This window comes from Streptomyces sp. NPDC057486 (genome assembly GCF_042802415.1).
Classification (GTDB): domain Bacteria; phylum Actinomycetota; class Actinomycetes; order Streptomycetales; family Streptomycetaceae; genus Streptomyces; species Streptomyces yanii.
Map to the genome: position 1 here is coordinate 15,302 of NZ_JBHVEE010000005.1, position 24,895 is coordinate 40,196.

Here is a 24,895-nt window from a genome sequence, read left to right on the forward strand (position 1 = left end):
TATGGCGAACGCACGGTCGATCCTCCCACAGCGGGGACCGGTCGCAACGCGCCGTAGGATGCCGTGAGCAGCTTGGGCCACTGGTCGGGATCGGGAGCAGAAGCACATCGTGAGCAGCGAGAACGCAGACGCCGGACGTGAGCTTGAAGAGTCGTCCGTGTGGGATGTCGTCGTAGTCGGCGCCGGACCGGCCGGAGCCTCCGCGGCATATGCGGCGGCGGTCGCCGGGCGGCGGGTGTTGCTGCTGGAGAAGGCGGAGCTGCCCCGCTACAAGACCTGTGGCGGCGGCATCATCGGCTACTCCCGTGATGCGCTGCCACCCGGATTCGAACTGCCCCTGCAGGACAGGATCCATGCGGTGACGTTCTCGCTCAACGGCAGGCTGGCGCGGACCCGCCGCTCCAGGCGGATGCTCTTCGGGCTCATCAACCGGCCCGAGTTCGACGCGGGTCTGGTCGAGGAGGCGCAGAAGGCGGGCGCCGAACTCCGCACGGGGGCATCGGTGACCCGGGTCGAGCAGCACGGCGCCTCGGTCCCGGACCGGCGCACGGTCGCCGTGGTGCTCGCCGGCGGCGAGACCGTCCTGGCCCGCGCGGTCGTCGGCGCCGACGGCAGCGCGGGACGCATAGGAGCCCATGTCGGGGTCAAGCTCGACCAGGTGGACCTGGGCCTGGAGTCGGAGATCCCGGTCCCGGCCACCGTCGCGGAGGACTGGGCCGGGAGGGTGCTCATCGACTGGGGTCCGATGCCCGGCAGTTACGGGTGGGTGTTCCCGAAGGGCGACACCCTGACCGTCGGGGTGATCTCGGCGCGTGGTGACGGCGCAGGGACCAAGCGGTATCTGGAGGACTTCATCGCCCGGCTCGGTCTCGCCGGGTTCGAGCCGAAGATCTCCTCCGGCCATCTCACCCGCTGCCGCAGCGACGACTCGCCGCTGTCGCGCGGGCGGGTGCTCGTCTGCGGCGACGCGGCGGGGCTGCTGGAGCCGTGGACCCGCGAGGGCATCTCGTTCGCACTGCGTTCCGGTCGGCTCGCCGGTGAGTGGGCGGTCCGGATCGCGGAATCGCACGACGCGGTGGACGCCCGCCGCCAGGCGCTCAACTACGCCTTCGCCATCAAGGCCGGGCTGGGCGTGGAGATGGGGGTCGGTCGGCGCATGCTGAAGCTGTTCGAGCGCCGCCCGGGAATTCTGCATGCGGTGCTGACCGGGTTCCGCCCGGCCTGGAAGGCGTTCGCCGGGGTCACCCGCGGGACGACCTCGCTGGCCGAGCTGGTCCGTACCCACCCGCTGGCGCAGCGGGCCCTGTCGGCGATGGATCGTTAGCAGGTTTCCCGGCGCTCACCCTGCCGACCGGACCAGGAGGTCGGTGGGCCGGAGTCCGGGCCGATGGACGGTGGCGGTCCCGTCCCGGCGGGTGGCCCGGGCCTCGCCGTCCCATGCGTCGGTTGATGCATCGACAGACAGCGTTGCGGAGGCGAACCCGTCGATCCCCTGTGGTTGCCACAGGCCCGGCCGCGACGTCTGTGGCGGGCGATCTGTCGAGGCCGTCGGCCCTTGCCCGACATGGGCGCAGGAAGTTCGGTGCCGGTCCGGGTCAGGATGTGATCGTGATCCGGAAGACGGGGTGGTCGGGGGCGATGCGGCGCAGCTCCTCGACGGACGAATCCGGCCCGACGCCGCCGAAGAACACCCCTACCTCCGCCTTCCAGCGCTTGAGGTAGGCCCGCAGCAGTTCCGGCTTCTCGTCGTCGGCGATCTCGACGGCGGTGAAGATGTCGGTCTTCTTGCCGAGGTGGAGTTCACCGCCGCCGGCAGCCCGCATGTTGTGCGTCCACTGGACATGGCCGCGCGGCGCGACGAGATACTGCTGCCCGTCCACGGTCAGGAGGTTGACCGGGGTGCGGCGCCACTCGCCGCTCCTGCGGCCGCGGACGGCCAGGACCCTCGATCCCCAGACGCTGATGCCGCGCCGGGTGATCCAGGCGACGGTGCGGTTGAGGACGTTGACCGTGAACCAGCCGGGCTTCTGAACATGCACGGACATGAGATTCCCCTCGTCGGAAAGTGTGAGCACTGCTCTCGCTCGAGATCAGTGTGCACGGGGTTGGCGCTCAAAGGCAAGAGCAGTGCTCTCTTTGTTGGTCGGTGCTCCAACTCGTGGCAGACTGAGCTCCATGAGCACCATCCGAGGAGCCAGGGAACGGGCCCGTATCGAAGTCACCGCGGCCATCAAGGACGAGGCGAGGAAGCAACTCGCAGCCGAAGGCGCCGCGAAACTCTCCCTGCGCGCCGTCGCGCGTGAGCTGGGCATGGTCTCGTCCGCGCTGTACCGCTACTTCCCCAGCCGCGACGAGCTGCTCACGGCCCTGATCGTCGATGCGTACGACGCCGTGGGCGAGGCCGCCGAGACCGCTCACCGGGCCTCGTGCGACGTCCCACCCGCACCCGCCGCCCATCTCGCCCGCTGGATCGCGGTCGCCTGCGCCGTACGCGAGTGGGCCCTCGCCCACCCCCATGAGTACGCCCTGATCTACGGCTCGCCCGTGCCCGGTTACACGGCACCTCAGGCGACCGTCGGCCCCGCCTCCCGCATCGGCCTCGTTCTCATCGGGATCGTCGAAGACGCCCACCGCACGGACGGCCTCGCCGTGCCGCCTCTCGCCCCCGAGCTGCGGCCCGAGGCCGAGCGGATGGCCGCCGACCTCGCGCCCGATCTCCCCCCGGCGGTCGCCCCCGCTCTCGTGGCCGCCTGGTCGCAGCTCATCGGGCTGATCTCCTTCGAGATCTTCGGCCAGTTCAACCGGATCGTCGAAGCTCGGGAGGCCTTCTTCAGGCAGGCGGTCGCCGACCTGGCCCGTAACGTCGGACTGCTCGACGACCGGGCCGACCGCACAGCCACCGACAGCGCCGGTGCCTGAGCTCCTCCGAGCCCGCCCGCCCGTACTGTCCGCCCGTCGGCCCGGCTCGATATCCCGCCTGCGCCGGCCGGGCTACTCCACGGGGAGTACGTGTGATCACCTCGCCCGGCTGACGCCGCCGTCGAGGCCCGCGGTCTAGCGTTGCCGATATGGAAGAGCAGCGCTCACACGGAAGCGGCGCTCCCCCCTCGGGGCAGGGTGGACCGCCACAGCGGCAGCCCTGGGTGCACGCGGCCCCAGGAGGCCCCCGGGGGCCTTGGGGCCCCTGGGGACACGACGGGCCGCCGCACTGGCTGACGGGGATGCGCGAGCGGTCCGCCGCCCGGCTGCCCTGGCCATCCACCGTCCTCCTCGGCGCCCTTGTCATGATCGGCTCTTCCGTCGCGGCCCGCGGCCAGCTCGATGAACGCGCCCCGTTGGACCTCTTCGCCCGGGTGCTGCTCTTCATCGCCGTCGCCGTGCTGCTGCTGCGCCACCGTCACCCCGTCCTGGCGGTCTTCGTCAGTGCGGCCGCGGCCACGGTCTATCTGGGCGCCGGGTATCCGTACGGCCCGGTTTTCCTCGCGGTCGCCGTCGGCTGCTTCAGCGCGGTTGTCGCAGGGCACCGGCGGGCGGCCTGGGCGGCCGTGGGAATGGTGTGGCTGGGCCACCTGCTGATGACGCACTGGCTCTACCGCTGGCTGCCGCCGAGCGGCGACTCGGCTGCGCCCTGGGGGCAGGAACTGGGCGTCGCCGCCTGGGTGGTGGCGATCGTCGCGGCAGCGGAGTTCGTACGCGTACGCCGCGAGCAGTGGGCCACCCAGCGTGCCCAACGGGCGGCCGCCGAGAAGCGACGGGCCGACGAGGAGCGGCTCCGGATGGCCCGGGAGCTCCATGACGTGCTCGCCCACAGCATCTCCGTCATCAATGTCCAGGCAGGCGTCGGACTCGCGCTGCTCGACTCCGACCCGGAGCAGGCCCGGAATGCCCTCACCACGATCAAGGCGGCCAGCAAGGAGGCGCTCGGCGAGGTCCGTCAGGTCCTCGACACACTCCGTACCCCGGGGGACGCCCCAAGGGCCCCGGCCCCCGGGCTCGACCGGCTGCCCGAGCTCGCCGACCAGGCGGCGAGCGCCGGGCTGGCCGTCACGGTGGAGACGGAAGGCGTACGCGGCGCCGTCCCGCCCGGTACGGACCTGGCCGCCTTCCGGATAGTGCAGGAGGCGCTGACGAACGTCGTGCGGCATTCGGGCTCGCGCACCGCACGGGTCCGGATCGGCTACGGGACCGGCCGCGTACGGCTCCGTATCGACGACGACGGCCCCGCCGCCGGCAGCGAGGAGGGCGGCAGCGGCAACGGGCTGGCCGGCATGCGGGAGCGGGCCGCCGCACTGGGCGGCACGATCGAGGCGGGCCCCCGGGCCGACGGCGGTTTCCGGGTGCGGGCCGAGCTTCCCCTGCACTCGGCGTCGAACGGGGACCCGGCATCGAGCGGGGACTCCGCGTCGACCATGGACACTGTGCACGACACGACGGAGGAGAGACCGTGATCCGCGTACTGCTCGCCGACGACCAGCTGCTGGTCCGCGCAGGATTTCGCGCCCTGTTGGACGCCCAGCCGGACATCGAGGTGGCGGGCGAGGCCGCCGACGGGGCGGAAGCCGTGCGGCTGGTGCGCGAACTGCGCCCGGATACCGTGCTGATGGACATCCGCATGCCGCATCTCGACGGTCTCGCCGCGACCCGCACCATCACCGGCGACCCGGAGCTGAACGACGTCAAGGTGGTCATGCTCACCACCTTCGAGCTCGACGAGTACGTCTTCGAGGCGATCCGGTCCGGCGCCTCGGGTTTTCTGGTCAAGGACACCGAACCGGAGGAGCTTCTGCGGGCGGTACGGGCCGTGGTGGCCGGTGACGCCCTGCTCTCGCCGGGGGTGACGCGCCGCCTGATCGCCGAGTTCGCGGCCCGTTCCAAGGAGCCCGCGGCCGCGGCCGGCCTGGGTGAACTGACCGAACGGGAAAGGGAGGTGATGGCGCTGGTCGGCATCGGTCTGTCCAACGAGGAGATCGCCCGCCGACTGGTCGTCAGCCCGCTCACCGCCAAGACCCATGTCAGTCGCGCCATGGTGAAGCTGGGCGCACGCGACCGGGCCCAACTGGTGGTGCACGCCTATGAGTCGGGCCTCGTGCGTCCCGGCTGGCTCGGCTGAGACGGAGCCTGCGGGCGGCGCGTGACCATCGGGCGATCGCGCCTTGAGCGGGGAAATCCCCACAACACATCGACGAGGCGGGCGACGAAGACGACGGCCGAGACGACGGCCCCGCTCAGGAGCACCACTCGCTCCGCCGCGCGCGACAGATCGAGGAAGACGGTGGTCGCGGCGACGGCGACGAACGCGGCCGCGGCCAGAGCAGCCCCGCTGACCAGGGCGAAGACGATCTCGACGGTCATTGCGTCGCGCTCTTCCTGACTTCGTCGCCCCATGTCGGAAGTGTCACAGGGGCGGTGGGCTGCGGGCAAGGATGCCTCGCCGCCCACTGCCCCGTTTCCCCGCGCCGGTTGGGCATCGGGGCGGCGGACCGGCCGGTCAGTCCCGGACCGCCACCTTCTCGGCGGCTGCCGCCTCCGCGGCCGCCCGGTCACCGGCGGACGAGGCGACCAGCACCGTGTGCTGAGCGGGCCGGCTGCGGCGCACGCCGGTCAGGGTGATCAGCAGTCCGATGAACGCGATCACCGTCACCACCAGCAGGCCGGGGCGGTAGCTGTCGAGGACCGCCTGGGGGGAGCCGTCGCCGCTGCCGTGCGCCGTGATCACCGCGGTGACGACGGCCAGGAAGATCGCCCCGCCGACCTGGATCGAGGTGTTCAGAAGGCCGGAGACCATGCCCTGCTCCTCGTCGTCCACTCCGTTGGTGGCCTGGATGTTGAGCGACGGGAAGGTCAGCGCGCACGCCGCCCCGAGCAGCAGCATGGACGGCAGGATGACCGCCGCGTACGACGGAGCGAGGGTGATCCGCAGGAAGAGCGCGTAGCCCACGACGAGGAAGGTGAAACCGGCGGCGATCACGCGCGGCGTCCCGAACCGGTCCACGACATCGCCGATCTTCGTGGACGACAGTGCGACCAGCACACCGGCGGGCAGGAAGGCCAGCGCGGTCTCAAGCGCGGACCAGCCGAGGAGCGACTGCATGTACTGGGTGACCAGGAACTGGAAGCCGACATAGCTGCCGAAGAACGCTGCCGCGCCGAGCTGGGCCCTGACCTGGCTGCCGGAACGGAGTACGCCGAGACGGATCAGCGGGTTCGCGGTACGCCGTTCGATGGTGACGAAGACGGAGAGCAGGGCGGCGACGGCGAGGAACGAGAGCAGCGTGCGGGCGGACGCCCAGCCGGCCTCAGGGGCCTGCACGACGGTGAATACCAGCAGGAGCATGGAAGCCGTGCCGGTGACGGCGCCCGGCAGGTCGTACCCGCGGTGGGTGTTCTCGCGGTCGCTGTGCGGGATCAGCTTCAGACCTGCGACCAGGGCGAGCAGTGCGATGGGGGCGGGCAGCAGCATGGTCCAGCGCCAGGACAGCTGGGTGAGGAGCCCCGACAGCACCAGGCCCATCGAGAAGCCGGTGGCCGCGCAGGTGGTGTAGATGGACAGGGCGCGGTTGCGCTGCGGTCCCTCCTTGAAGGTCGTGGTGATGATGGAGAGCCCGGCCGGTGCGGTGAATGCGGCGCTCAGCCCCTTGATGAAGCGGCTGGCGATCAGGAGCGGTCCGGAGTCGACGAATCCACCGAGCAGCGAGGCGAGGGCGAAGACGCCGAGGGCGATCAGGAAGACCTGGCGTCGGCCGAGGAGGTCGGCCGCACGTCCTCCGAGGAGCAGCAGTCCGCCGTAGCCGAGGATGTAGCCGCTGACGATCCACTGCAGGGTCGAGGTGGTCAGACCGAGATCGTCGGCGATGGACGGCAGAGCGACGCCGACCATGGAGACGTCGAGCGCGTCCAGGAACATCGCGGCGCAGAGCACGAGCAGGGTGCCCCACAACCGCGGGCTCCAGCGCGCATGGGAATCAGGGACGTTGAGCGGAGTGGTCATGGCGAGGACAGTACATGCATATGCATTGAATGCAAGTGCATTTAATTCCGATGCAACAATCGGCCTTTTCTCTGCTAACGTGCGGACATGGCCGCGAACAAGCCCGAGCACGTGCTCGTCGACGAATGGCGGGACATCCTCGCGCTGCACGCCAGGACGTTGTGCGAACTTGATCGCGAGCTGCATCGGTACGGCCTCGGCGCCAGTGACTTCGAGGTGCTCGACGTCCTCGCGGAGGGTGCGTCGGAGGACGGCGGCGCCGCCTATCGCGTCCAGGAGCTGGCGTCCCGGGTCCACCTCAGCCAGAGTGCGCTGTCGCGCCTGGTCGCGCGGCTGGAGAAGGACGATCTCGTCTGCCGCGGGATGTGCAGCGAGGACCGCCGAGGCGTCCGGGTCGAGCTGACGGCGAAGGGCCGGGCGCGCCATGCCGAGGTGAAGCCGTTGCAGCGCTCGGTGCTCGCCCGGATGCTGAACGGCGCGACCGGCTGAGTGCGGCGCGGACCAGGGCGGGGGCGGTCCGCGGCTGCCCGTACGCCGGTCAGGACCAGGTGATCCCGGAGTTCTCGCACCACAGGCGTGCGAGCCCCCGGTCGCCCGATACCGCCACCGTCGTGAGCGGCTTCCGGTTCCAGAGCGTGAGATAGAGGTCCTCGGCCGTTCCGTTCAACTCGCAGTCCGCGGAACCGTCTTCGGGCTTGCCTGCCCCCGTGGTGCGGACGGCCTGCGGCGGCTCCGCCGAGAGGCGCACGGTCCATGCGGTGTCCATGTCCGCGGCGTGCACCCGCAGCGTACGCGGGACGTCGGTGCGCACCCGGCTCTTCGGACGGGCGTGGAGCCCGCGCAGCAGCTCGTCGATGCCGTCCAGCGCAAGACCGGCCGCCACCGGTGACAGGGGACCGCCGCGCGCGGACTCGGCGTCCACCCGGTGAATCGTTGTTTCGTGCGCCTGCCGTCGGGCCCAGAACGCAAGCGGGGACGGCGCGGGCAGAAACGTCCAGCACTCCAGATCGGCGGGGGCGCCTGCCAACGCGGCCACCAGCCCGCCGTGCCCCTCGCGGAACCAGTCGAGCAGCGCGCCCCCGTCCAGATCGGGCTCCCCGCCGTCGGGGTGGTACGCGGTGTGGCCCTCGATGACATACGCGGTCGCCCAGCGGTGCACCATGCCGGTGTGCCGGAGCAGATCGCGCACCTGCCAGCCGGGACAGGTCGGCACCGGTGCGCCGGGCCCCGTCTGTTCCGCCGCGGCGGCCAGCAGGTGTCCCGCGTCGGCGAGCGACCTGATGTGGTCGGCGATTCCCGTCGTCTCCATGCTTTCCATGGTCGAGATTGTGACAGCGGCTCAGGCGCCCTGGGGACGGGTGGAACGGGACCGGCCGCCACGGCGCACCAGCCTTACGAACCAACCGAGGGCGAGCGCCTGCACCAGGACGGACACGACGAGGGCGAGATAGACGAACCAGGCCGGACCGGCGGCGTCCGCTCCCCACAGCGTGCTGCCGACGAAGAACACGAACACCGTCGGCGCCGCGAGCAGGAACAGCCACACACCCGCGAACGACGCGTCCTCGTGCGGGACGAACAGGGTGTCCACGGCGACGAACACCGCTGTCGCCAGAACCACGCCGAGGTAGATCAGCGAGGCGGGGTTGCCGAAGGTCAGTCGTGCGAGGGCGCGGAGGTGCTGCTTGTTCATGACCGGTCTGTTCATGGCCTGCTCCCTGTGGACGGTGACACTTCCATGGTGCGACCGGGGAGCGGCACCTGCCTGAGTACACCTACTCAATCGGGCATCAGTACGTGAGACCTGCGTACGTCGATCAGGCGCGGGTCACCGCATGGCGAGCCGCATGGCCCAGCACGGATGCCGCGCCCGCCAGCACCGCCACCGTCGTCAGAGCGACGGGCAGCGAGAACCAGTCGGCCAGGAACCCGATCGCGGGCGGCCCCAGCAGCATCCCGCCGTAGCCGATCGTCGACGCGGCGGCCACTCCGCTCGGACCGGCCAGCTCGCCGGCCCGGCCGACGGCGACGGGGAAGATGTTGGCCAGCCCGAGACCGGCGACGGCGAAGCCGAGCAGGGCGAGCCAGGTCGTCGGGGCGAGCGAGCCGAGGAGCATGCCGGCCGCACCGGTGGCGCCGCCCGCGACGAGCGTGCGGGTCTGCCCGAGTCGTTCCAGCAGCGCGGTGCCGGTGAGCCGGCCCGCGGTCATGGCCAGGGCGAACAGGGAGTATCCGGCTGCGGCGATGCCCGGGCGGGCATGCAGGTCCTGTTCCAGGTGGAGCGCGCTCCAGTCGGCCAGTGCGCCTTCCCCGTACGCGGTGCAGAGCGCGATCACGCCGAACAGCAGCACCACCTTGCGGGTGCGCCCGGTCATCCGGCGCGGCTCCTCGGCGCGGTCGGCCACGGATACGGTCCGGGGAGCCCGGTGCCGCAGCAGGGTCGGTCCGGCGGCGGCGGTGACGAGGAGTCCGACCCCGGTGAGGATGAAGAGATGGGTGGCGGGGGAGAGCCCGCCGGCGACCAGTCCGCCGAGGCCGGCGCCGAGCATGCCGCCGAGGCTGAACGCGGCGTGGAAGCTGGGCATCACGGGGCGCCGCAGGCCGGCGACGAGATCGACCGCTGCGCTGTTGATCGCCACGTTCATCGCGCCGTATGCCGCGCCGAAGACCAGCAGCACCGAACCGAGCGCGAGCGCCGAATGCGTCTGCGCGGGCAGGGCGATGGCGAGTGAGAGGAGTACTCCGCACACCACGGTCACGGGGTGGCTGCCGAATCGTCGGCAGAGTCCCCCGGCGAGCATCATGGTGATGACCGCCCCGGCGGAGACGCCGAGCAGTGCGAGGCCGAGGGTGGAGGCGGAGGCGCCGGTCTGGTGCTTGATCGCCGGGATGCGGACCACCCAGCCGGCGAAGAGGAAACCGTCGAGGGCGAAGAACACGGTCAGTGCGGTACGGAGGCGGGCTGACGAGGGTGGGGCGGTGTCTCCGCCCGGTCCCCCCGGTAGGGCCGTCCGCAGTTTGTTTAGTTGCGGCACAAACTCAGCATAGGGTCCCACGGACAACAGACGCAAGACGGTCTCCCGCCGGAGTGGGCGGCTGCATCCGACCCGGCCGCGCAGGGCGGCCTCCGTGACCGAAGCGGGCAGAAGTCGGCCACCGGGGCGTCGGCAGCGGCTCCGGATCATGGGAGACTCGGCCCCATGAACGGCAAGGGGACCACCACCCGGACGAAGTTGGAGAGGGGCCGGAGCGCGCTCGGGCCCGCGCTGGAGCTGGTCCACACCGGACGCGCGCCCACCCGCGCCGTGCTCACCTCGGAGCTCGGCGTCACCCGCGCGACCGCCGGCGCGGTCGCCGCGGAGCTGGAGGCACTCGGCCTCATCCGCGTCGACTCGAGCCCCGGTTCCGCAGCGGGCTCACAGGGCCGCCCCTCGCACCGGCTGGCCGTCCGGGAGTCCGGTCCGGTCGCCATCGCCGCACAGGTGCATGCCGACGGGTTCCGTGCCGCGCTGGTCGGGCTCGGTGGGCGGCTCGTCGCCACCGCCCCGGGCTGTGTCACGGTCACATCGGACCCGGCACAGGTCGTGGGCGAAGTCGTCGACGCATGTGCCCGGTTGCTGCACGACAGCGGACTGCGCTGCGTCGGCGCGGGACTCGCCGTCCCCTCCGCCGTGGCCGAACCGGAGGGCACCGCGCTCAACCCGCTGCACATCGCCTGGCCGGCAGGCGCTCCGGTCCGCGAGATCTTCGCCACGTGCGTACGGGAAGCGGGCATCCCCGGCCCCGCGCTCACCGGCAACGACGTCAACCTCGCCGCGCTCGCCGAACACCGGCACGGTGCAGGCCGCGGGGCCCAGCACCTGCTCTGCGTGGCCACGGGTCACCGCGGCGTCGGCGGTGCACTTGTCCTGGACGGCCGCCTGCACACCGGCAGTTCGGGTCTGGCCCTGGAGGTCGGCCATCTCACCGTGAACCCGGAAGGGCGTCCCTGCCACTGCGGCGGGCGCGGATGCCTCGACGTCGAAACCGACCCGCTCGCTTTCCTGACCGCCGCCCGCCGGGAACCGGGCCCCGAGGAATCCCTGCTCAAGCAGGCGAGCGACCTGCTGCGCACCGAGTACGAGGACGCGGCGGTACGGAACGCGGCCGAGGAGCTCATCGACCGGCTCGGCCTCGGCCTGGCCGGCCTGGTCAACATCCTCAACCCGGACCGCATCATCCTCGGCGGGCTGCACCGCGCACTGCTCGACGCAGACCCGGAGCGACTGCGCGCGGTGGTCGCCGACCGCAGCCTCTGGGGTCGCAGCGGCAGCGTGCCGATCCTGCCGTGCACCCTCGACCACAACAGCCTCGTCGGCGCTGCTGAACTGGCTTGGCAGCCCGTCCTCGACGATCCGCTGGCGGCACTCGCCTGATCCGGCGGGTGAGGTCCGGCGCCGAAACCGCGCGGCCTCGGGGACGAGAGCGAACGCCTCGACCTCCAGCAGCAGTTCGGGGCGGAACAGCGCAGCGACCTGGACGGCGGTGCTTGCGGGCAGGCGTTCGGAGTCGATGTACGCGTCGCGTACCGTGCGGACGGCGGGCAGATGAGCGATGTCGGTCACGTAGTAGGTGAGCTTGACGACGTCGTCGAAGGACGCACCGGCGGCGCGAGACAACGACGCAGGTTCTCGAACACCTGCCGTGCCTGCACGGCGGCATCACCCGCTCCCACGACGTGGCCGTTCGCGTCGAGTGCCACCTGCCCGGACACGGCGACGAGTCGGCCGGAGCCGGTGACGACGTGGGTGTACCCGACTCCCGGGGTGACGCCCTCCGGAGCCGTGATGTGTGTGAGATGCGTGTTGTCCATGGCGGCATCCTCACCCGCAGACGAGCGTCGGCACCAGCGTATATGTGGCGGGACCGGAGGCGGTTGAGCCGGTACATGTCCCGCACACAGAGGTTGGAGCGGTGGCTGTTGTACTCCTCAGGCAGTAGCGGCGCGTGAGAGAGGGGCAGGCAGGGGAAGCGGAGCCGGTTCGTGGAACCGGCAGGGAGAGCAGTCCCCTGACGCCCGCGTCGAAGGCCGCCGTCGAGCGCGAGGCGCGGGCCGGCACATGGCCGCCCTGCACCGTCGCGACCACGGTTGCCGCGATCTCGTCGGGCACCGGCGCCCCGTCGAACTCGCCCTGGTCCAGGCCCTCCTGGACGATCCCGGTGAGCCGTCCGCGCAGCCGGCCGATCGTCTCGTCGACCGGGGCGCGCAGCTCGTCGCCGGCCATGACATCCGGGTCCGTCGTCAGCCGGCCGACCGGGCAGCCGCGCAGTACGTCACGCTCGCGCAGAGGATGAGCGGGGATCCGCTCGTACGCCGATCCCCGGCCGCCAGCACCTGGTCGGCGGTGGCCCGCATCGCCGCGGCCGTGCGGCGGATGGCCGCCGGCGCCAGGTCGGGCCTGCCCGTGAAGTGGTGGTACATGCTGCCTTGGCCCGCGCCTGCCTGCTGCTGGATGACCTTCGGGCTCGTGCCCGCATGGCCGCGCTCCCACAGGAGCTTCCGGGCGGCTTCGATCAGACGATCCGAGGTGCTCATGAAGCTCACTGCACATACCAGTAGGTACAGAGACCGGGAATGTTGGCCGGCCAACGGGAGCAGCCGCGGGACCGCCGCATACTCCCGCGGGGGTACGTGAGCTGCCGCTGGCCGTACGACGACTCGGACCCCCTCCCGGGGCCAGGCTCGGAGACGTCGGAAGAACGCCGACCGAGAACTCTGAACCGAGGGAGCTGACCGAGATGAACACCCTGGCCCATTCCGGCGGACCCGGGCCGTGGATCCTCCTCTTCCCGCTGGTCTGGGCGGCCGTCGCCCTCACGGTCGTCACCGTCCTGCGCCGTACCGTGTGGCGAGGCGGCCGACGCGGTCCCTGGGGCCTGCGCGCCGCGCACAGCGACCCCGCCGCCCTCGGCGAACAGTCGCCCATCACGCTGCTCGGCCGCCGCTTCGCCGCGGGCGAGATCGACGAGGACGAGTACTGGCGCCGGCTCTCCGTCCTGGACGAGCAGTTCGGCGGTGCCGGCCGGCGAGGTGCGGCATGACCACGACCATCCGCAGCGGCGTCGTCGCCGCCGCCCGCGTCGTCGACGCCGTGAAGGTCTACGGCGCGGGCGACACCGAGGTCAGGGCCCTGGACGGGGTGAGCGTCGACTTCCCGGCCGGCCGCTTCACCGCGATCATGGGACCCTCCGGCTCCGGAAAATCCACTCTGATGCACTGCGCCGCAGGACTCGACACGCTCACCTCCGGCTCCGCACTCATCGGCGACACGGACCTCAGCACGCTCGACGACCGCAGGCTCACCCTGCTGCGCCGACAGCGCATCGGCTTCGTCTTCCAGGCCTTCAACCTCATCCCGACCCTCACCGTCGCCGAGAACATCACCCTCCCCATCGACCTCGCGGGGGAGCGCAGCGACCGGGAGTGGATCGACGCGCTCATCGACACCGTGGGATTGCGGGACCGGCTGCACCACCGGCCCAGCGAACTCTCCGGCGGGCAGCAGCAGCGCGTCGCCGTGGCCCGCGCCTTCGCGGGTACCCCCGACGTCGTCTTCGCCGACGAACCGACGGGCAACCTCGACTCCCGGGCCGGACAGGAGGTGCTGCGGCTCCTCGGCCGCACCGTACGCCGGACCTCCCGTACGGTCGTCATGGTCACCCATGACCCGGTCGCCGCGGCCCACGCGGACGAGGTCGTCTTTCTCGCGGACGGGCGCCTCGTCGACCGCATGCAGGACCCCACCGCGGAGCGCGTGCTCGACCGGCTCAAGGCCTTCGACCCGTCGCCGGGTGCAACGGCGGTGACGCCATGACCGGCGCTCGCGCCTCGGTGCGCCTCAGCGTTTCCTCGCTCCGTGCCCACAGGCGTCGTTTCGCAGGCATGTTCACCGCCGTCCTGCTCGGCGTCGCCTTCCTCACGGGCACGCTCGTCATGGGCGACACCCTGCGCGCCAGCTTCGACACGATGTTCGCGAACGCCGCCGGTGGTACGGATGCCGTCGTCCGCAGTACGAATGTGGTGACCGTGTCCGGTGAAGGGCAGGGCACCCGGCAGCCGGTGAGCACCACTCTCGTGAAGACGATCGAGCAGACGCCGGGCGTCGCCGCCGCAGCCCCCGACATCCAGGGCGCCGGGCAACTGATCGGCGCCGACGACAAACCCATCGGCGGCCAGGGGCCGCCCACCGTCGCCGGCAACTGGATCCAGGACCCGAAGCTCAACCCTTACAAGCTCGCCGAAGGACGTGCCCCGTCCCGGTCCGGCGAAGTCGTCGTCAACCGCGGCACCGCCGCCAGGGGAGGGCTGAAGATCGGCGACACGACCGTACTGCGCACCCCCGACCCGGTGCGCGTCACCGTCGTCGGCCTGGCCACCTTCGGCGGTGAGGACGGCATGGGCCAGGTCACCTACACCGGGATGACGCTGGCCGATGCCGAGAAGTACCTGACCCCGAAGCCCGGCGAGGCGTCGAGCATCCAGGTGCGCGCCGCCCCCGGCACCAGCCAGCAGGAACTCGTCGACGCGCTGACGCCCGTGCTGCCCGCCGGCACGGAGGCCATCACCGGACAGGCCTCCGCAGCCGAGAACCAGAGCATGATCTCCGGTGCGTTCCTCAGCCTCTTCACCACGTTGTTGCTGGTGTTCTCCGGGATCGTCCTGCTGGTCGCCACCTTCTCCATCCACAACACGTTCGCGATCGTCGTCGCGCAGCGCACCCGGGAGAACGCCCTGCTGCGCGCCCTCGGCGCGTCCCGCCGTCAGATCCTGGGCTCGACCCTCGTCGAGGCGACCGCGGTCGGCGTGCTCGCCTCCGCCGCCGGACTGGCCGGGGGCATCGGGATCGCCGCCGGACTACAGGCGCTCTTCCCGGCCGTCGGCTTCCCGTTCCCCGACGGTGCGCTCGTGATCAGCGGGATCTCGATGCTGCTTCCGCTTGCCGTCGGCGTACTCGTCTGTCTCGGCTCGGCCCTCATGCCCTCCGTCCACGCGGGGCGCACCGCACCGCTCGCGGCCCTGCGCGAGACCGCCGTCGACGACTCGGCGGCCTCCGGGACCCGAGCCGTCACCGGTGTCCTGCTGCTGCTCGCGGCCTTGGGCGCCGTCCTGATCGGCGTCTTTGCCCATCCGTCGGTCTGGCCGTCGGCCACCGGTGCGGTCCTGGCGCTCGCCGCCTTCGTGGTGCTCGGCCCGGCCGCCTCCACATACGCCGTACGGATCCTCGGCGCTCCGATCGACCGGCTGCGTGGTGTCACCGGCGCACTGGCCAGGCGCAACGCTCTGCGCAGCCCCAAGCGGACCGCCGCCACCGCGACCGCGCTGATGATCGGCGTCGCGGTCGTCTCGCTCTTCAGCGTTTTCGGCGCCTCGCTGAAGGCGACCATGAACCAGACCGTGGACCGGTCCTTCGCCGGTGATGTCGCCATCAGCGCACCCGCGTTCGGCGCCGGTGGCAGCGGTCTCAGCCCCGCACTCGCGCCCGCCGTCGGCCGACTGCCGGAAGTGTCCACCGCGGTCGGCCTCGGCAGGGGCGTCGCGGAGGTCAACGGCGCGGGACGCGCCCTGACCGTCACCGACCCCGCCGCGCTCGCCAGGGTCTTCGACCTCGGCCCGGTCCGCGGATCCATGAACGCACTGGGTCCGAACGGCATCGCCGTCTCCGGCGCGGAGGCAGCCGCGCGCGGTCTGCACACCGGCTCCACGGCCCGGCTCACCTTCACCGACGGCAAGCAGCAGACCTTCACCGTCCGCGCGGTCTACGACCGGTCGGAACTGGCGGGCACCTACGTCATCACCCGGCAGGCCTGGGCGCCGCACCGCGCACAGGACTCCGACAGGCTCATCGCCGTGTCGTTCAAGGACGGGGTGTCGACCGCCGACGGAAAGGCGGCGGTCGAGAAGACCGCTGCGGCGTACGGCAGTCCGGACGTGCAGACGCGCGGTGAGTACGCGCGGTCCTCGGCCGGCCCCATCGACATGATGCTCACGCTGGTCTACGCGCTGCTGGCACTCGCCGTACTGATCGCCCTGCTCGGGATCGCCAACACCCTCACCCTGGCCATCCATGAACGCACCAGGGAACTGGGCCTGTTGCGGGCCGTCGGACAGACCAGGAGTCAGCTGCGGACCATGGTCCGCTGGGAATCCGTCCTGGTCGCCGCGTTCGGCACAGCAGGCGGTCTGCTGCTCGGCGGCTTCCTCGGCTGGGTGCTCGTGAAGGCGTCCGAAGGTGCGGGCGACACCCCGTTCGCCTTCGCGCTGCCGCCCACGCGGCTGCTGGTGATCGCGCTGGTGGGGATCATCGCAGGGGCGCTGGCCGGTTGGCGACCGGCTCGGCGTGCGGCGCGCCTGGACGTGCTCCGTGCCATCGCGGCCGACTGAACGCGGGCAGCGAGGAGCGGGGCGCCGACGGGCGCCCCGCTCCTCGCTGAGTCCAGGGACCGTCTTTCGAATCAGGCCCTAACCGACCACGGCGGACCGGGCGTCGGTGTGCGCCACGGCCTCCAGGGGAGACGCGGTGGTCACGGCGCCGAACGGGCCGTCGGTCGTCGCCCCGTACAACGAGTTCGGCGGCAGAGTCACCGTCGGGGACGGGGCCGGCAGCGTGAACCAGACGACCTTCCCGGCCCGGCCCCACGGTCGGAAACCCCAGCTCTCGCTGACTGCGGCGATCATCGCGAGTCCGCGCCCCGAGGTGCTGGAGGCATCGGCAGCGCGCACGGTCGGCAGCCGCGGGTCGTGGTCGTGGACGGAGACCGTCAGACGTTCGAGCAGCAGCTCTATCTCGACGGTGCACGTCTTGTCCGGCTGTGCATGCCGGTGGACATTGGTCAGAAGCTCCGTGACGCCGAGCGCTGCCTGGTCGATCAGAGGGTCGAGATGCCAGTAGCGCAATTGCGCCGAGATGATTCTGCGGACCTGACCGATCCGCGACGGCAGGGCCTGGAGCTCCACCGTGCAGTGCCTGCTTGGCTCGCTGATCACGGCTGCGACTCCCCGAAATAGGTCCGGAAGAAGACGACGGAACGGAGTCGGCGGGTGGCCTTCTGTCGTTCCTGGTCCGGCGGGCTGGATCACAGTGTCACCGCCGGTAAACCATGAGTGACGCGATTCCAATGTCACTCAGGGGTCAGGGCTCCGCAACTCGCGGTGACCCGGTCGTGGCGCACCGTCAGCCCCGCTCGGCCGGCCCCGCTTCTCCGCCCGGCCGGGCGCCCGCGCTGCGCAGCGCCTCCAGGAAACGCCGCGACGCCCCCGCGCGGGCCGGCCCGCGGTCGCGCTGCCCCATGGTCAGCCGGTACCACGTCCCGTTGACCCGCGCCACCGTCGAGTCGACTCCGGCGAACCATGGCCTGCGCGCACGCACCGCCCCCGCCGGGGCGCTGTCGATCTCCCGCCCGTAGCTGGTCAGCAGGGCCACCCGGCCGTCCTTGACGATCACTTGGCCGGCCCTGGTGAGTGACCGGGCCCACCGCTCGATCCGTACCCCTGTCGCGCTGAACTCCGGTTCCTTCATGACTGGTTCGCCCCCTTCGTTACGCTTCTGGCGGTCAGTCTGCCCACACGGCCGCGTGCGCACCAGGTCTCGGCGAGGCAGCAGGTCGCGAATGCGCCACGGCGTGCCGCGGTTGTCCCGCGCCTCCCCTCACCAAGGCAGTGCTATGGATCCCCAAAGTCAAAGTTTGTGCAGGTGGGGGGCCTATCGTGGGATGTGGGGGCCGGTGGCCCGCAAGTCCGGTCACGACGAGCAGGAGCGTGCTGATGAACACCATTGAGCGCAGGCCCGACGGCGATGTCACGGCAACCGTCGACATCGACCGCACCGACCATGACTACAGGGCCTGGCTGAAGGAGGCCGTCCGCAAGGTCCAGGCCGACGCCAACCGCTCCGCCGACACGCATCTGCTGCGCTTCCCGCTGCCCGAGGCCTGGGGGATCGATCTCTACCTCAAGGACGAGTCGACGCACCCCACGGGCAGCCTCAAGCACCGGCTGGCCCGCTCGCTCTTCCTCTACGGGCTCTGCAACGGCTGGATCCGGCCGGGCAGGCCGGTGATCGAGGCGTCCAGCGGTTCGACGGCCGTCTCGGAGGCGTACTTCGCGAAGCTGATCGGGGTGCCGTTCATCGCGGTGATGCCCCGCACCACCAGCCCCGAGAAGTGCCGGCTGATCGAATTCCACGGCGGCCAGTGCCACTTCGTCGACGACGCCCAGAAGCTGTACGAGGAGTCCGCCAGGCTCGCCGCCGACTCCGGGGGCCACTACATGGACCAGTTCACCTACGCCGAGCGGGCCACCGACTGGCGCGGCAACAACAACATCGCCGAGTCGATCTACCAGCAGCTGCGGCTGGAGCGCTATCCGGAGCCCACCTGGATCGTCGCCACCGCCGGGACGGGCGGCACCTCTGCGACCATCGCCCGCTATGTGCACTACATGCAGTACGACACCCGGATCTGTGTGCCCGACCCGGAGAACTCCTGTTTCTTCGACGGCTGGACCGACCACAATGCCCTCGCCACCAGCGACTGCGGTTCACGCATCGAGGGGATCGGCCGGCCCCGGATGGAACCGAGCTTCGTGCCCGGCGCCATCGACCGGATGATGAAGGTGCCGGACGCGGCCAGCGTCGCCGCTGTGCGCGCCCTGGAACAGGCCATCGGCCGGAAGGCGGGTGGCTCCACCGGCACCGGGCTGTGGAGCGCGTTCAAAATCGTCGCCGAAATGGTGGACCAGGGCCGCACCGGCAGCATCGTCACCCTGCTCTGCGACCCGGGAGACCGCTACCTCGACAAGTACTACTCCGACGACTGGCTCGCGGAACAGGGTCTGGACATCGCCCCGTACGCCGCGACGATCCGACGCTTCCTGGCCACCGGTAACTGGCCCTGCTGAGGCCCGGACATCACCACGGGCAGGCCGACCTGGTACACGAGGCCGTCGACGGCGACGTGGGGGAGTGACCGCCCCGCTCTCAGGCGGAGGCTGCGGCCAGCCGCTCGTCGAGATTGTGCACCGCGTCCCTGAACGCCCGGCCCAGTGCCGGTCGGCCCAGTCGCAGGACGAACCGGAACGCCGCGGGGCCGTCGGCGGCGAAGGTCCACTGCACGCGCGTCCCGGTCGCCGTGGGGGTGAGCTGCCACTCCTCCAACAGGGCCTGCAGGGCGGGTGCGTTGGTCTCGTCGACCCGGTACGCGTACCGCTCGCCGGGCTCCTTCGCGACGATCGTCTCGTGGAACACCGTGCCGCCCCTGAGCCGGATCTCACGGCCCGCGCCCGACCCGGTGGACCGGGCGGCCGTCACCGCGGTGAACCAGCCGGGCCAGCCGTCGACTTCCTCGGCGAGCGCCCGGTACACCACCGCGGGAGCCGCTGACGCCTCGGCGGCGAAGACCAGCCGTAGCGGGGCGGTCCGGACGAAGCCGAGGTCCACGGAGCGGAGCCGACGTGCCATGGGGCGCACCTCCCGTGCGATCGGCGTCGGACGCACCCGGTCCGCGGTGACCGGTACCATATCTGTCGCATCGTCAGATGTCTTCAGTTGTGCGGACGTCGGGGCGTGATCCGCTGCGGTGCTGCCCGGGCTGCCGCCGTGATGTTACGTGCCATGCCGCCGAAGACCACCGAATGGAACGGCCACACACTCCACCAGTAGGCGTGGCCGAGCAGCCCGCGGGGATGGAACAGGGCCCGCTGTCCGTACACGGTCCGCCCCTCCTCGTCCCGGCCGACCGACAGCTCCAGCCACGCGGGACCGGGCAGCCGCATCTCCGCACGCAGCCGTAGCAACCGACCCGGAACGATCTCCTCCACCCGCCAGAAGTCCAGCGAGTCGCCCACCCGCAGCCGTTGTGCGTCCCGTCGTCCGCGCCGCAGCCCCACGCCTCCGACGAACCGGTCGAGCCACCCCCGTACCGCCCAGGCGAGCGGGAACGAGTACCAGCCGTTCTCCCCGCCGATGCCCTCGATCACCCGCCAGAGCGCATCCGGCGCCACGGGTACGGTCAGCTCGCGCTCGTCGCGGTAGAGGCTGCCGCCCGACCAGTCGGGGTCGGTCGGCAGCGGATCGCTGGGCGCACCGGGTACCGCGGCGGACGACCACCGGGTGTCCACCCTGGCGTCCTTGATCCGTTGCAGTGCCAGCCGCAGGGCCTGGTCGAAGTCGATCGGGCCACCCGGGGGATCGGGCACGTAACGGGTGATGTCCCGCTCGCGGCAGACGACCTCGTTGCGCAGCGACTCCGCCAGCGGACGGGCGATGGACCGCGGTACGGGCGTGACCAGACCGATCCAGCGGCTGGACAGCCCCGGTGTGAGGACGGGGACGGGAAGGATCACCCGGTGCGGCAGCCCGGCGACCCGCGCGTACCGCTGCATCATGTCGCGGTAGGTCATCACGTCCGGGCCGCCGATGTCGAAGGTGCGGTTCACGTCCGCCGGGAGCGAGGCGGAGCCGACGAGGTACCGCACCACGTCCCGTACCGCCACCGGCTGGATCGAGGTACGCACCCAGCTCGGCGTGACCATCACCGGGAGCCGCTCCGTCAGATGGCGCAGGATCTCGAAGGACGCCGAACCCGACCCGATGACGACGGCGGCCCGCAGCACTGCCGTCGGCACCCCGGAGTCCAGCAGGATCCGCCCGACCTCGGCCCGTGAGCGCAGATGCGGTGACAGTTCGCGATCCGGCACCCCGGCCGGGGTGAGGCCGCCGAGGTAGACGATCCGGCGGAGCCCGGCCGTCCGGGCCTGCTCGCCGAAGATCCGGGCCGACCGGCGGTCCGTCTGCTCGAAGCCACGCCCGGATCCGAGGGCATGGACCAGGTAGTACGCCACGTCCATGTCCGTCAGCGCCGCCCGCACCGATGCGGCATCGGCGACATCGCCCTGCACCACCTCGACCCGGTCCGCCCACGGGTAGTCGCGCAGTTTGCGCGGGGTGCGGGCCAGACAGCGGACCCGGTGGCCGGCTTCGAGCAGCGCGGGCACCAGCCTGCCGCCGATGTAGCCGGTGGCCCCGGTCACCAGACAGCGCAGCTGCGTACCACCGGGAGAGCCGGAGCCGTGGTCGGAGTCGGCGTAGGGCGCGGAGCCGGAGAATTCGGTCACGCGGCCGAGTCTCGCACCGGACCGCCGCACCGACCCGGCGGAAGACGCCGAACGGCTTCTCCCGGCCCTCCCCTCCCCGTTCCGCTGTTCTCAGCGCACCACGGACAGCGTCCCGCCCTCGCGCAGCCGGGCCTTCAGCTCCAGCTGCGCGTCCTGCGGTGCCGGTACCGCCAGCGTCGTACCGTCCGCCGACCCGCGCACGGTGCCCGTCACCTCGATCCGGGTCACGGCCCGGCTGCCCGCCGCCAGCACGTACCACCGGCCGGACGGCGCTCTCCAGTGCGTGCCCGCCAGAACGTGCTGCCCGAACCGGCTGCACAGCGCCGTATCGGGCCGGTCGGCCACCACCGCTCCAGGGGCGTTGAGCGACGCGGCGGGCTGCAGGAACTGGACCAGCACCCGGCCGGGCCCCTGCCAGGTGTCGGCCCGGGTGCACACCCAGTCCGCGGGTGTCCCGCCCTCCGGCAGAGGCTGCCGGGCAAAGGCCCAATTGTTGACGGCACGGACCCCGCTGCCCCGCAGTGCCCGCAGCGAGCACACCGTACGTGCCCAGCTCAGCAGGGCCGGACCACCCGTCGCCTCGCGCGGCCCGCGCGGCGGTGCCCCTTTGCCGGGCAGCGGTGTGTACGTGAGATGGACCGGAGCGAGATCGCCCAGATCGGTGAGGAGGAAGGCGTGGTTCTCGGCGATGCGCTCCGAGGAGCGCAGCTGCATCACCGGCCAGGAGCCACAACTGCCGCCCGGCGAGGGGCTCGATACCGGTGCGGTGACACCGTCGCGGCCCACCGTCAGCGACCGCGCCGGAGCGTTCGGCGCCAGCAGATCGCGCGTGGTGGTCTCCGAGACCCACGGGGCGAGGAGGAACCGGGCCCCGTCCCCCCTGCGACTGACCACGACGGCTGCCCCCGTCGTCACGTCCGCGTCGTCGGTCCGGGCGAAGTCGAGCGCGGTCGCCCCGGCTCCGGTCAGCGGCTCCGCGTAACGCACCACGCGTACGCCGCCGTCGTGGAACAGCACCACGGCCGCACCGTCCACCTCGCCCGCGTACAGCAGCCGGGGCGGCTCGGCGGGCGGTACGGAGAGCGTCCCGGGCGACGTGGAGACGTGGACGGTGCGCGGCGTGTGCCCCCAGGTACGCAGCGCCCGGCCGAGCAGATCCCGGTCCCGGGTACGGTCCCCGCGGGCCGGCCACGCGGTGAAGTCGACGCGCGAGGTGTCCGCCCATTCCGTGGCAGCCGTACGCAGCAGCGCCGCCGGATCGACGGCGGCGGACCCAGCCCGCGCGGGACCGTCCTGCGGGCCGCCCGGACCGTTCTCCGCGGCCAGGACGACCAGACCGCCCGCCATCACGCACAGCGCGGCGGCGGAGGCCACCGCCCGCAGCCGTTGCCTGCGCCGCAACAGATCGCTGGGGCGGGTCTGGAGCGTGCACGGGTCGAACTCGGCGGAGCGCAGCAACGATTCGGTCCGCGGCCGGTCGGCGGACCCCAGTCGTCCGGCCGCACGTACCGCGCCCACCGCATCGCTCGCCCCCGCCCGGGCGAGCAGCACCGTCGCCTCGAGATCGGTCAGCTCCTCCAGCAGCCGCAGCGCGAACGCCGCCCGCACGGTGGCGGACACCGTGGACAGTGTCCGGTCCAGGGCCAGTTCCTCCGCGCCACCGGCGCGCGGGAAGAGGCGCAGCCCCCGGACGAAGGGGAGCGCGGGGCGCAGCGAAGCCGGCGCCGGGATCCGCGCGGGCCACCAGCGGGGCCGCCGCCCGTACGCCAGCGCGGCACGCAGCACCCGCAGCCGCACCCAGGCGTATGCGGAGGAAGCGACGTGCGCCGCGGCGAGATGCCTCGGGGACGGTACGCCCCGCCCCTGTGCCGGGACCCGGGTCCGGAGCGGTTCGGGAGGTCCCGCGGTGGCGGTGCGCCGGGTGGGCAGGGCGCGCTGGACGGCCGCATGGGCGGCGAGGACCCGTCGGTGCCGACCGAGCGACGGCGGCAGAACGAGGTAGGCGAGCCGGACGAGACGTGGGTAGTGTTCCACGAGCGCGGCTTCGGCCTGCTGGACGCCGGGGCGTTCGCTGCTGCGGGTGGAGCGATGCCGGGATGGGTGGATCGGCATGGGATCGGTGCCTTCCGAGCCGTTGGCGATAACCGTCGTACCGACAAACGAATCGATCGTGTGACGGTCACATCGGGCGCAGGTCCGGAGGCACGGTGCCCGGCAGCCGCGTCGGCTGCACCGCCGGGGCGGCGACCGCGCACCACGGGAGTTGGGGCCCGGTGCACGACGGAGAGTGGCTCAGGTCGTTACGGCCGCACCGTGCCGTCGAGCAGACCGTCCAGCACCCGGCCGAACAGCCGGCGGCCCGTTCCCGCGATCAGCGGATCGCCCCATTGCGGCAGCAGCCGGATTCGGAGTTCCTCCACCCACACGACATGGGACCCGGAATCCGTCGGATACACATCGATCGACGCCCGGCCCAGCACCACCGAACCGCGCTTCTCCAGTCGGCAGAGCCCGGCCCGCCCGGTCACCGGCGGCATCCAGCGCACCACTTCCATCGGATCGTCGAACGCCAGCGGGCCCACACCCGTGCGGGCCACGAAGACGGTCCCGATCCTGGTGGGCAGCCCGGTCGGGACGGTGATCCGGGTCAGCGGGACGTGTGCGCAGTGCCGTTCCCAGTCGGTCACCCGGCGCCAGGACTCGGCGGCGGGGAGGGGGGTGAATCGCTCGATCCGGAATACGGCCACAGCAGGATCCTAGGACGTCCCGGCCACGGCGCGAGCCGAGCGGAACCTCTGGCTCGCCCTCGGGATCCCCGTTCCCTCAGCTCTCGGAGAGGTCGGCCGCGGTCTGGCCCGCCACCACCAGGCCCGGCAGATGTTCCTCGATCTCCTCGCGGGCGCCCGCGGACAGACCGGAATCCGTGATGAAGGTGTCCACCTGCTCCAGCGTCGCGAACGAACTCAGGCCCACCGTGCCCCACTTGGTGTGATCGGCGACCACCACCACCCGCCGTGCCGACTGCACGAAGCGCCGATTGGTCTCGGCCTCCGCCAGATTCGGTGTCGAGAGCCCGGCCTCGACCGAGATCCCGTGCACCCCGAGGAACAGCACATCGAAGTGGAGCGAAGCGATCGCCTGATCGGCGACCGGGCCGACCAGAGAGTCGGACGGAGTCCGCACCCCACCGGTGAGCACCACCGTGGCGGCCCCGGCCCGCGGGCCGCCCGTCGCCGTCGACCGCTGCGCGGCATGGAACACATCGGCGACCCGCACCGAGTTCGTCACCACCGTCAACTCCGGTACGTCCAGCAGGTGCTGGGCCAGCGCATACGTCGTCGTACCACCGGAGAGCGCGATCGCACTGCCGGGAACGGCCATCGCCGCGGCGGCCCGCGCGATGTCCTCCTTGGCGGTCAGCTCCAGCGTCGACTTGGCCTCGAAACCGGGCTCGTGCGTACTCGCCTCGACGACCGGCACAGCGCCGCCGTGCACCTTCTCGATGACACCCTGACGGGCCAGCGCGTCCAGGTCCCGGCGCACGGTCATGTCGGAGACGCTCAGCTTGCGGGTCAGCTCGTTGACCCTGACCCCGCCACGCCGGCGCACCTCGTCGAGGATCAGTGCACGCCGCTGCTCCGCGAGGAGATTCTGATTCTCGCTCAACGCCGGGTCCGGTCCTTCCCTCTGGTGTCCGTACAGCAGCCTGTCGGTTCAACAGTCTGTCGGACGGGCTCATCCTGCCACGCAGCTCCGTT

Annotated in this window: 23 protein-coding genes and 2 pseudogenes; 10 read left to right on the plus strand and 15 right to left on the minus strand. The window is 71.6% G+C overall.

The window, feature by feature from the left end; genetic code table 11:
• Positions 1-109: 109 nt before the first annotated feature.
• Positions 110-1,324, plus strand: coding sequence for a geranylgeranyl reductase family protein (locus ACFU6I_RS04290; protein ID WP_327247867.1), 1,215 nt, complete (start codon positions 110-112; stop codon positions 1,322-1,324).
• A gap of 271 nt (positions 1,325-1,595) precedes the next feature.
• Here the strand turns inward: ACFU6I_RS04290 and ACFU6I_RS04295 are convergent, their stop codons facing one another.
• Positions 1,596-2,045, minus strand: coding sequence for a nitroreductase family deazaflavin-dependent oxidoreductase (locus tag ACFU6I_RS04295; RefSeq protein ID WP_384361317.1), 450 nt, complete (start codon positions 2,043-2,045; stop codon positions 1,596-1,598).
• A 130-nt stretch (positions 2,046-2,175) separates the two neighbouring features.
• On the opposite strand from ACFU6I_RS04295, the gene ACFU6I_RS04300 reads away from it, so the two are divergent.
• From ACFU6I_RS04300 to ACFU6I_RS04310, 3 genes are all read left to right on the plus strand, one after another.
• Entirely contained in the window at positions 2,176-2,919 is a 744-nt protein-coding gene (locus ACFU6I_RS04300; RefSeq protein WP_384361320.1) for a TetR/AcrR family transcriptional regulator, read from the plus strand.
• Positions 2,920-3,068: 149 nt separating this feature from the next.
• On the plus strand, positions 3,069-4,448 hold the full coding sequence (locus ACFU6I_RS04305) for a sensor histidine kinase (protein ID WP_384361323.1): 1,380 nt from the start codon (positions 3,069-3,071) through the stop codon (positions 4,446-4,448).
• A complete protein-coding gene (locus tag ACFU6I_RS04310; RefSeq protein WP_384361326.1) occupies positions 4,445-5,110 on the plus strand; it encodes a response regulator in 666 nt (221 codons plus the stop codon). Before ACFU6I_RS04305 ends, ACFU6I_RS04310 begins: the two co-directional genes overlap by 4 nt.
• Here the strand turns inward: ACFU6I_RS04310 and ACFU6I_RS04315 are convergent.
• Both ACFU6I_RS04315 and ACFU6I_RS04320 read right to left on the minus strand, forming a co-directional pair.
• Positions 5,071-5,385: a DUF6332 family protein gene (locus tag ACFU6I_RS04315; RefSeq protein WP_384361329.1), complete on the minus strand. Its 315-nt coding sequence runs from the start codon at positions 5,383-5,385 to the stop codon at positions 5,071-5,073. The two genes, ACFU6I_RS04310 and ACFU6I_RS04315, sit on opposite strands and share 40 nt — an antisense overlap.
• 103 nt (positions 5,386-5,488) lie before the next feature.
• A complete protein-coding gene (locus tag ACFU6I_RS04320; protein ID WP_384361332.1) occupies positions 5,489-6,988 on the minus strand; it encodes an MFS transporter in 1,500 nt (499 codons plus the stop codon).
• Between the two features lie 87 nt (positions 6,989-7,075).
• Here ACFU6I_RS04320 and ACFU6I_RS04325 point away from each other — a divergent pair, with 87 nt between their 5' ends.
• Complete coding sequence (locus tag ACFU6I_RS04325) at positions 7,076-7,477, plus strand: MarR family winged helix-turn-helix transcriptional regulator (protein ID WP_384039872.1); 402 nt, start codon at positions 7,076-7,078, stop codon at positions 7,475-7,477.
• A gap of 49 nt (positions 7,478-7,526) precedes the next feature.
• Here the strand turns inward: ACFU6I_RS04325 and ACFU6I_RS04330 are convergent, their stop codons facing one another.
• From ACFU6I_RS04330 to ACFU6I_RS04340, 3 genes are all read right to left on the minus strand, one after another.
• Positions 7,527-8,297: a maleylpyruvate isomerase family mycothiol-dependent enzyme gene (locus tag ACFU6I_RS04330; RefSeq protein WP_384361335.1), complete on the minus strand. Its 771-nt coding sequence runs from the start codon at positions 8,295-8,297 to the stop codon at positions 7,527-7,529.
• 30 nt (positions 8,298-8,327) lie between these two features.
• Complete coding sequence (locus ACFU6I_RS04335; RefSeq protein ID WP_384361338.1) at positions 8,328-8,696, minus strand: SCO4225 family membrane protein; 369 nt, start codon at positions 8,694-8,696, stop codon at positions 8,328-8,330.
• A 109-nt stretch (positions 8,697-8,805) separates the two neighbouring features.
• Positions 8,806-10,023, minus strand: a complete 1,218-nt coding sequence (locus ACFU6I_RS04340; protein ID WP_384361341.1) for an MFS transporter — start codon at positions 10,021-10,023, stop codon at positions 8,806-8,808.
• A gap of 165 nt (positions 10,024-10,188) precedes the next feature.
• Between ACFU6I_RS04340 and ACFU6I_RS04345 the strand changes: the two genes are divergently transcribed.
• Positions 10,189-11,403, plus strand: coding sequence for an ROK family protein (locus ACFU6I_RS04345; RefSeq protein ID WP_384361344.1), 1,215 nt, complete (start codon positions 10,189-10,191; stop codon positions 11,401-11,403).
• A gap of 39 nt (positions 11,404-11,442) precedes the next feature.
• Here the strand turns inward: ACFU6I_RS04345 and ACFU6I_RS04350 are convergent.
• Positions 11,443-11,840, minus strand: a pseudogene (locus ACFU6I_RS04350) (RidA family protein); the annotation flags it as partial.
• A 172-nt stretch (positions 11,841-12,012) separates the two neighbouring features.
• Positions 12,013-12,563 (minus strand): annotated as a pseudogene (locus tag ACFU6I_RS04355) (TetR/AcrR family transcriptional regulator); the annotation flags it as partial.
• 203 nt (positions 12,564-12,766) lie between these two features.
• Between ACFU6I_RS04355 and ACFU6I_RS04360 the strand changes: the two are divergent.
• The 3 genes from ACFU6I_RS04360 to ACFU6I_RS04370 are packed head-to-tail and all read left to right on the plus strand — an operon-like array spanning position 12,767 to position 16,409.
• Positions 12,767-13,069 carry an SHOCT domain-containing protein gene (locus ACFU6I_RS04360; RefSeq protein WP_384361347.1) on the plus strand — a complete coding sequence of 101 codons (303 nt, stop codon included), beginning with the start codon at positions 12,767-12,769 and terminating at the stop codon, positions 13,067-13,069.
• Positions 13,066-13,842 (plus strand): ABC transporter ATP-binding protein, encoded by a 777-nt coding sequence (locus ACFU6I_RS04365; RefSeq protein ID WP_384361350.1) that lies wholly within the window; start codon positions 13,066-13,068, stop codon positions 13,840-13,842. The genes ACFU6I_RS04360 and ACFU6I_RS04365 overlap by 4 nt, the downstream gene beginning before the upstream one ends.
• Complete coding sequence (locus tag ACFU6I_RS04370) at positions 13,839-16,409, plus strand: ABC transporter permease (RefSeq protein ID WP_384361353.1); 2,571 nt, start codon at positions 13,839-13,841, stop codon at positions 16,407-16,409. The genes ACFU6I_RS04365 and ACFU6I_RS04370 overlap by 4 nt, the downstream gene beginning before the upstream one ends.
• 78 nt (positions 16,410-16,487) lie before the next feature.
• Here ACFU6I_RS04370 and ACFU6I_RS04375 read toward each other — a convergent pair whose 3' ends face one another.
• Together ACFU6I_RS04375 and ACFU6I_RS04380 are read right to left on the minus strand one after the other, a co-directional pair.
• Entirely contained in the window at positions 16,488-17,012 is a 525-nt protein-coding gene (locus ACFU6I_RS04375) for an ATP-binding protein (protein ID WP_384361356.1), read from the minus strand.
• Positions 17,013-17,199: 187 nt separating this feature from the next.
• Positions 17,200-17,544, minus strand: coding sequence for a hypothetical protein (locus tag ACFU6I_RS04380; RefSeq protein ID WP_384361359.1), 345 nt, complete (start codon positions 17,542-17,544; stop codon positions 17,200-17,202).
• 245 nt (positions 17,545-17,789) lie between these two features.
• Between ACFU6I_RS04380 and ACFU6I_RS04385 the strand changes: the two genes are divergently transcribed.
• Complete coding sequence (locus ACFU6I_RS04385; protein ID WP_384361362.1) at positions 17,790-18,923, plus strand: PLP-dependent cysteine synthase family protein; 1,134 nt, start codon at positions 17,790-17,792, stop codon at positions 18,921-18,923.
• 79 nt (positions 18,924-19,002) lie between these two features.
• Here the strand turns inward: ACFU6I_RS04385 and ACFU6I_RS04390 are convergent, their stop codons facing one another.
• From ACFU6I_RS04390 to ACFU6I_RS04410, 5 genes are all read right to left on the minus strand, one after another.
• Complete coding sequence (locus ACFU6I_RS04390; protein ID WP_384361365.1) at positions 19,003-19,482, minus strand: SRPBCC family protein; 480 nt, start codon at positions 19,480-19,482, stop codon at positions 19,003-19,005.
• An 83-nt stretch (positions 19,483-19,565) separates the two neighbouring features.
• Positions 19,566-21,053: an SDR family oxidoreductase gene (locus tag ACFU6I_RS04395; protein ID WP_384361619.1), complete on the minus strand. Its 1,488-nt coding sequence runs from the start codon at positions 21,051-21,053 to the stop codon at positions 19,566-19,568.
• Positions 21,054-21,227: 174 nt separating this feature from the next.
• Positions 21,228-23,249, minus strand: a complete 2,022-nt coding sequence (locus ACFU6I_RS04400) for a hypothetical protein (protein WP_384361368.1) — start codon at positions 23,247-23,249, stop codon at positions 21,228-21,230.
• Positions 23,250-23,437: 188 nt separating this feature from the next.
• Entirely contained in the window at positions 23,438-23,884 is a 447-nt protein-coding gene (locus tag ACFU6I_RS04405) for an SRPBCC family protein (protein WP_384361371.1), read from the minus strand.
• 76 nt (positions 23,885-23,960) lie between these two features.
• Positions 23,961-24,803, minus strand: coding sequence for a DeoR/GlpR family DNA-binding transcription regulator (locus tag ACFU6I_RS04410; RefSeq protein ID WP_345510738.1), 843 nt, complete (start codon positions 24,801-24,803; stop codon positions 23,961-23,963).
• Between the last annotated feature and the right edge of the window lie 92 nt (positions 24,804-24,895).